Source organism: Actinomycetospora sp., assembly GCF_036497585.1.
Taxonomy (GTDB): Bacteria; Actinomycetota; Actinomycetes; order Mycobacteriales; family Pseudonocardiaceae; genus Actinomycetospora.
In genome coordinates this window covers 25,542-31,876 of record NZ_DASXJD010000159.1, presented here as the reverse complement: position 1 = coordinate 31,876, position 6,335 = coordinate 25,542, and the positions used below count along the sequence as shown (strand labels likewise).

The window sequence follows — 6,335 nt, the reverse complement described above, 5'->3', positions numbered from 1 at the left end:
CGTCGGCCTCGCTGGTGGCGGTCTTGGCGCGGAACACCTCGGCCAGCGCGGCGCGGACCCCGGGGGCCATGGTCGCGGCGTTGCCGCACACGTAGACCACCGCGTCGGACTGCAGCAGCTCCCACACCGCGTCGGCCTCGGGTGACCGCGAACCGGGAGCTGACCGCCCGGGCCGGGACCCCGCAGGGACGCTCGGAAGGGCCCCGAGGCCCCCGGCGCCCCCGCCCTCCCCGGATCCACCCAGAGCGGGAAGACCAGCAGGGCGCCGGGGTTGTCGCAGCAGCGTCGTCGTCGTGAGGGCGAACATCCCGGCCCCGCGCACGGCGAAGACGAACACCAGGCCGTACCCGACGGCGGTCAGGCCCCAGGCCGTGTCCGGGTCCAGGGTCGCCGGGCCGCCCCGGGCGGTCGCGAACGCCACCGCGCCGACGGCCGCGGTGCCGGCGAACAGCATCGTCACGAAGATCGTGCCGGCCAGCAGGTTCAGCCCGTGAGCCATGCCCGAGGGCCGCGGCGTGAGCGTGTCGAGCATCGAGCGGATCGCGGTCATGTGCCACAGGAACGCGATTCCGGCCAGGGGCACGAGGTAGAGCCCGATGGCGACGAAGAGCGTGTCCCCGCCGTGGGCGTAGAAGGCGGTGTAAGTCGAGTCGGGATCGTCGAGGTGGGGGGCCCGGTGGAGCAGGACCAGCGCGGCGACGAAGAGGCCGACGAAGAGGAATCCGGAGGCCGCGGCGATCCGCGCCTCGCTCTTCACGGCCGGCTCCGCGGGAGGGTCCCCGACGTCGCGCGGGGCGGTCCGGGCTCGAGGTCCTCGAGCACCCGCAGCAGCTCGAGCGTTCCGGAGAACGGATGCTCGTGGCCCGTCTCCGTGGCGGCCGTGCCCTCGAGGCGACCGTCACGTGTCCGGACCAGGTCGAGAGTGACCCGCATGGACGAGCCCGCCTCCCCGCGTTCGTCACTTTGTGGCGACGAGCGTGGCGGTCACGGGTGGGCAGTCGACCCGGTCGGCCCTTCCAGTCGGGTTTCCAGTCGACGGGTGGTGACTGCCCTGTCGCGCAGCGTCAGCGCGCCGAGACCGCCATCCGCTCCCGCAGCTGGGACCGCGAGGTGACGCCGAGCTTCGCGTAGACGTTGGACAGGTGGTAGGCGACGGTCCGCGGGGAGACGAAGAGCTCCCGCGCGACCTCCCGGTTGGTCAGGCCTCGCACGACCAGCGCGACGACCGCGTCCTCGTGCGGGGTCAGGCCCAGCGCCTCCTCCTCCGGTGAGGGCGTGAGCCCGGCGGCGTGCAGGAGGTCCTCGCACGCGGCCAGGAACGGTGCCGCACCGAGCGACCGGAGGCGGTCGCGGGCCGTGCGGATCAGGTCGACGCCGGTGCGCCGCTCCCCTGCGATCACCAGGTGGCGGCCGAGCTCGCTCTCGAGGCGGGCGAGGGCGAGGGGCGCCGGCACCCCGTCGGCTGCGGCCAGCCCGGCCTCGAACGCCGCCCGGGCCGCCCCGGGGTCACCGTCGTGCTCGGCGATCAGGCCCAGGAGGCGGGCGGCATCGATGCTCGAGTGCCCGGCCGGCCGGCCGGCGAGCCGCTCGGCGAGGGCCTCCTGCGACTCCCGGGCCGCGTCGATCCGTCCCAGGCGCAGGAGCGCCTCGACGTGGAGCACCCGCGGGGTCAAGGCGCCGATCACGTCGGCGAGGGCCAGCACGTCGGGCCGCAGCACCGGCTCGAGCGCCCGCAGCATCCCAGGGGCGTCGTCCTCGACCAGGGCCAGCACCGCGCCGGCCGAGGCCCTCACGATCGTCGAACCCCACCAGGTCGAGCCCGCGGCCCCGATCGCCGCGAGGTGGGCCCGCGCCTGCTCGGCGTGGCCGCGCTGCGCGTGTAGCAGCGCCGCGTAGCCGCGCACCATCAGCTCGGCGAAGCCCCGGCCGGCGTCCCGCGCCGACGCGACGGCGAGTTCGACGGCGTCGAGCCCGTCCGCCTCGCCCGTCCGGTCCCGGACCACCGCGAGGTAGCCGGAGGCGACGGTGGCGGTGCGCACCGGCTCGCCCTCGTGGGCCAGCCGCAGCGCATCGCCGAGGTGCCGCGCGGCGGCCTCGTCGTCGTCGGCAGCGGCGGCGAGGACGCCCCGCACGGCGAGGGTGTCGGCGTAGAGCGGGGTCCTGGCCCCGGGCGGTCCGGCGGCGACGTCGAGCACCGCGCGGGCATCGTCGCCGCGCCCCTGGGCGAACAGCCCGAGGATGAGCGCGAACGCGGCGGGCTGGCGCACCAGGGGCCCGGCCTCGGGGTCGGCGAAGCAGGTCGCGGCGAGCTCGACGGCCTGCGCGGGACGGCCCTCGAGCACGGTGAGCAGCGCGAGGTCGGCGGTCGCGATCGCGCGGGGGCCCGGGGCCGCACCCTGCGCGGCCGCGTCGAGGAGCGGGCGGGCGCGGGCGAACCGGGCACTGAGCAGGGCGAGCCGCCCGAGGAGACCGTCGCGCAGTGGGCCGGGCCTGGCCGCGGCGACCTCCTCCTCCAGGGCACCCGCCCGCCCGATCTCCCCCGCCGCGAGCAGCACTTCGACGGCGCGGAAGAGCCGGCGCTCGCGCTCGTCGGGGTCGACCGAGAGGTCGGCGGCCGCACGCCAGAGGTCGGCGACGTCGAGCGGGGACGTCCCGGGCGGGACGTCCCCGGCGAGCTGCTCCAGGTCGTCGGCCAGCGCCGGGTCCGGACCGGCGGCCGCGGCGACGCGGTGGGTCAGCGCCACGCGGCCCCGGGAGAGCGCGGCAGCGGCCCGGTGCAGGGCACGGCGCCGCGTCGGCGGCTGGTCGCCGTAGACCGCCGCCCGCAGCAGCGGGTGGACGAACCCGATGCCACCCACGGCGCGGTCCCCACGTTCGGTGATCAGCCCGACCCGGACGGCCTCGTCGAGCGCGGCGGCGGGGTCGTCGACGCCGCCCGGGGCGACCGCCTCCGCGAGGGCGGCGGCGTCGGCCAGGGAGCACGGCTCGCCGAGCACCGAGGCGGCCACGACCAGGGCCTGCCCGGCGGCGCTCGCCCGGGAGAGCCGCACGAGCACCACCGCGGCGAGCGAGCGCGGGGCGGGCAGCACGTCGGTGGTGGTGGCGGCGAGGACCTCGGGGTCCAGCTCCTCGAGCAGCGTGCGGGCGTAGAGCGGGTGCCCGCGGGTGCGCGCCCACAGCCGCTCGGCCGCGCCCGTCGAGCCCAGCGGCCGTCCGAGGACCGCGGCCAGCGCGGACAGCTCGGCGGGCGTGAGGCCGGCCAGCGGGAGCCGCCGCGCTCCGTGCACCGACTCGAGCACGCGCTCCCAGCGCGGGTCGACCGCGGCGTCGCCCTCCAGCAGGCCCGGGTCGGGGGTCCGGACCCCCAGCAGCACGACCACCCGGTCGTGGCGCAGCCGGCGCAGGACGAAGACCAGGGTTCGGACCGAGAGGTCGTCGGCCCACTGCACGTCGTCGACCACGACCAGGAGCGGGTCGTCACCCGGAACCGCACCGAAGGCGGCGAGCAGGTCGGCGCCGACGACCATCGGATCCGCTCCGGGGGTCCGGTCGTGCCCGGCCAGGGGGTGGTCGGCGAGCAGGTCGGCGGGCAGGGCGGCCCCGAGCTGGTCCACGACGCCGTAGGGCAGCGCCGACTCGGCCTCGTCGCCGGTGGCGGTCAGCAGGTTCGCCGGGGCGGCGCGGGCGATGGCGCCCGCGAGCAGGGACGACTTGCCCGTCCCCGCCGCCCCGGCGACCCAGACGATCCCCGGCTCGCCGCGGCGCGCGGCCGCGACGGCCTCGTCGATCGTCTCCAGCTCGGCCCCGCGGCCCACGAACGGCCGGCGGGGCGGCGTGCCCTGACGTCGGTCCACGGACAGCAGCGGACACCGATCAGCGTGGTCGTGTCCAGCAGGACCTCGCGGAGTACCCGAACGGCTACTACCTGGCAGCGGTCACTCCCACTCGATGGTGCCCGGCGGCTTGCTGGTCACGTCGAGGACCACGCGGTTGATCTCGGCGCACTCGTTGGTGATGCGCGTGGAGATCCGTTCGAGGGTCTCGTAGGGGACGCGGGTCCAGTCGGCGGTCATCGCGTCCTCGCTGGAGACCGGCCGCAGCACCACCGGGTGCCCGTAGGTCCGCCCGTCGCCCTGCACCCCGACGGAGCGCACGTCGGCGAGCAGCACCACTGGGCACTGCCAGATGGTGCGGTCGAGCCCGGCGGAGGAGAGCTCCTCGCGGGCGATCGCGTCGGCGCGGCGCAGCGTGGCGAGCCGGTCCGCGTCGACAGCCCCGATGATCCGGATGGCGAGGCCGGGGCCGGGGAAGGGCTGGCGCGCGACGATCGTCTCGGGCAGCCCGAGCTCGGCGCCGACCGCGCGGACCTCGTCCTTGAACAGCGAGCGCAGCGGCTCGACCAGGGAGAACTGCAGGTCGTCGGGGAGCCCGCCGACGTTGTGGTGGGACTTGATGTTCGCCGACCCGGAGCCGCCACCGGACTCGACGACGTCGGGGTAGAGCGTGCCCTGGACGAGGAAGTCGACACCCTCACCCTCGGCGAGGTCGCGCGCCGCGCCCTCGAAGGAGCGGATGAACTCCCGCCCGATGACCTTGCGCTTCTCCTCGGGGTCGACGACGTCGGCGAGCTCCCGCAGGAAGATCTCGGCGGCGTCGACGGTCACGAGGTCGACCCCGGTGGCGGCGACGAAGTCCCGCTCCACCTGGCCGCGCTCGCCCTCGCGCAGCAGCCCGTGGTCGACGAACACACAGGTGAGACGGTCCCCGATCGCCCGCTGGACGAGCGCCGCCGCGACCGCCGAGTCCACCCCGCCGGAGAGCCCGCAGATCGCCCGGCCCCGCGGCCCGATCTGCGCCCGGATCGCCTCGACCGTCTCGTCGACGATGTTGGCGGGCGTCCAGTCCGGGGTGATGCCCGCGACGTCGCGCAGGAACCGCTCGAGGACGAGCTGGCCGTGCGGGGAGTGCCCGACCTCCGGGTGGTACTGCACCCCGGCCAGCCGCCGGTCGACGTCCTCGAACGCGGCGACGGGCGCCGCGGAGGACGAGGCCGTCGTCGTGAACCCGGCGGGTGCCGCGGTGACGCCGTCGCCGTGGCTCATCCAGACCGGGTGCTCGTCGGGCAGGTCGCCGTGGAGCCGTCCGGGGTCGGTGACGTGCAGGTCGGTGCGGCCGTACTCGCGGTCCCCGGTGTGCGCGACCGTGCCGCCCAGCGCCGAGGCCATGAGCTGGAAGCCATAGCAGATGCCGAACACCGGCACGCCGGTCTCGAACAGCGCCGGGTCGACGCTCGGGGCGCCCTCCTCGTACACCGAAGCGGGGCCGCCGGAGAGCACGATCGCGGCCGGGTCCCTGGCGAGCATGTCGTCCACCGAGGTCGTGTGCGGCACGACCTCGGAGTAGACGGACGCCTCGCGGACCCGCCGGGCGATGAGCTGGGCGTACTGCGCGCCGTAGTCGACGACGAGGACCGGGTGCTCCCCACTGCTGGTCACGCCTCCATTGTGGCCGATGACTTCTGCGCCGGGCGCCGGTCCCACCACCATGAGCACCGTGACCACCGACCTCTGGCCGGCCGTGCACGCCGAGCGTGCCGCCCTCGTCGAGGACCTCTCCGACCTGTCCGACGACGCGTGGACCCGTCCCTCGCTGTGCACCGACTGGACGATCGAGGAGACCGTCGCCCACCTGTCAGCCACCGCGAGCACCGGTCGGCTGCGCTGGCTGCGCTCGGCGATCGGGGCGCGGTTCGACTTCGCGCTGCACAACCGGCGCCGTCTCGACGAGCAGCTCGGAGCCACACCGGCCGAGACGCTGGCGATTCTACGGTCAAAGATCGGCGCGACGGTGGCGCCTATGGGGCCCACGGCGGCGTGGCTCGGCGAGGTCGTGGTGCACGGCGCCGACATCCGGCGCCCGCTCGGGCTGCCGTCGGCGGTGCCGGTGGCGACCTCGACGGCGGTCGCCGGGTTCTACGCCTCCAGGGACTTCGCGGTCCCGACCCGCACGACGGCGGCCGGGCTGCACCTGGTGGCCGACGACGGGCCGTTCACCACGGGTCCCGACGACGCACCGCTCGTCACCGGCCCGACCCTTGCGCTCCTCATGGCGTTGGCGAGGCGGGAGGTGTTCTGCGACGACCTGTCCGGCCCCGGCGTGACGACCCTGCGGCAGCGCTGCGGGTGATCCGCACGGCCCTGTTCTGAGCGAAGGGCACCTCTGGTCGATCTAGTCGATCGAGGGCACCCTTCGCTCGATCCGGCGCCGGGTCGGAGGTTCCGGCCGTGGGCGCCCACGGCCGATCTATTCGACCGAGGGTGCCCTTCGCTCGCCAG

Annotated in this window: 5 protein-coding genes; 1 reads left to right on the top strand and 4 read right to left on the bottom strand. The window is 75.7% G+C overall.

Annotation, left to right across the window (positions count from 1 at the left end):
• The 4 genes from VGH76_RS15500 to guaA form a co-directional block, all read right to left on the bottom strand.
• On the bottom strand, positions 1–757 hold a 757-nt coding region (locus VGH76_RS15500), incomplete at its 3' end, for a hypothetical protein (protein ID WP_331557590.1).
• A complete protein-coding gene (locus VGH76_RS15495) occupies positions 754–933 on the bottom strand; it encodes a hypothetical protein (protein WP_331557589.1) in 180 nt (59 codons plus the stop codon). The genes VGH76_RS15500 and VGH76_RS15495, both read right to left, overlap by 4 nt.
• Positions 934–1,064: 131 nt before the next feature.
• A complete protein-coding gene (locus VGH76_RS15490) occupies positions 1,065–3,854 on the bottom strand; it encodes an ATP-binding protein (RefSeq protein ID WP_331557588.1) in 2,790 nt (929 codons plus the stop codon).
• A gap of 81 nt (positions 3,855–3,935) precedes the next feature.
• The gene (gene guaA, locus VGH76_RS15485) at positions 3,936–5,495 is read right to left on the bottom strand and encodes a glutamine-hydrolyzing GMP synthase (protein ID WP_331557587.1); all 1,560 of its coding nucleotides are present in this window, start codon (positions 5,493–5,495) and stop codon (positions 3,936–3,938) included.
• Positions 5,496–5,544: 49 nt separating this feature from the next.
• Here guaA and VGH76_RS15480 point away from each other — a divergent pair, with 49 nt between their 5' ends.
• Positions 5,545–6,186, top strand: a complete 642-nt coding sequence (locus VGH76_RS15480; protein ID WP_414637736.1) for a maleylpyruvate isomerase family mycothiol-dependent enzyme — start codon at positions 5,545–5,547, stop codon at positions 6,184–6,186.
• Positions 6,187–6,335: the final 149 nt, after the last annotated feature.